Annotated in this window: 1 protein-coding gene; it reads right to left on the reverse strand. The window is 52.8% G+C overall.

Annotated features, from left to right (window positions below; genetic code table 11):
* Positions 1-52: 52 nt before the first annotated feature.
* Positions 53-757 (reverse strand): IS6-like element IS26 family transposase, encoded by a 705-nt coding sequence (locus tag K2184_RS28995; protein ID WP_001067855.1) that lies wholly within the window; start codon positions 755-757, stop codon positions 53-55.
* Positions 758-759: the final 2 nt, after the last annotated feature.

Below are 759 nucleotides of genomic sequence, written 5' to 3' on the forward strand. Positions count from 1 at the left end.
GGCACTGTTGCAAAGTTAGCGATGAGGCAGCCTTTTGTCTTATTCAAAGGCCTTACATTTCAAAAACTCTGCTTACCAGGCGCATTTCGCCCAGGGGATCACCATAATAAAATGCTGAGGCCTGGCCTTTGCGTAGTGCACGCATCACCTCAATACCTTTGATGGTGGCGTAAGCCGTCTTCATGGATTTAAATCCCAGCGTGGCGCCGATTATCCGTTTCAGTTTGCCATGATCGCATTCAATCACGTTGTTCCGGTACTTAATCTGTCGGTGTTCAACGTCAGACGGGCACCGGCCTTCGCGTTTGAGCAGAGCAAGCGCGCGACCATAGGCGGGCGCTTTATCCGTGTTGATGAATCGCGGGATCTGCCACTTCTTCACGTTGTTGAGGATTTTACCCAGAAACCGGTATGCAGCTTTGCTGTTACGACGGGAGGAGAGATAAAAATCGACAGTGCGGCCCCGGCTGTCGACGGCCCGGTACAGATACGCCCAGCGGCCATTGACCTTCACGTAGGTTTCATCCATGTGCCACGGGCAAAGATCGGAAGGGTTACGCCAGTACCAGCGCAGCCGTTTTTCCATTTCAGGCGCATAACGCTGAACCCAGCGGTAAATCGTGGAGTGATCGACATTCACTCCGCGTTCAGCCAGCATCTCCTGCAGCTCACGGTAACTGATGCCGTATTTGCAGTACCAGCGTACGGCCCACAGAATGATGTCACGCTGAAAATGCCGGCCTTTGAATGGGTTCATGT

It is taken from the genome of Klebsiella sp. K5-306, assembly GCF_051835185.1.
GTDB lineage: Bacteria > Pseudomonadota > Gammaproteobacteria > Enterobacterales > Enterobacteriaceae > Klebsiella > Klebsiella oxytoca.

Excerpts from the sequence above, each read along its gene's own strand:
- K2184_RS28995 (WP_001067855.1), bottom strand. The coding sequence starts at position 757 with ATGAACCCATTCAAAGGCCGGCATTTTCAGCGTGACATCATTCTGTGG.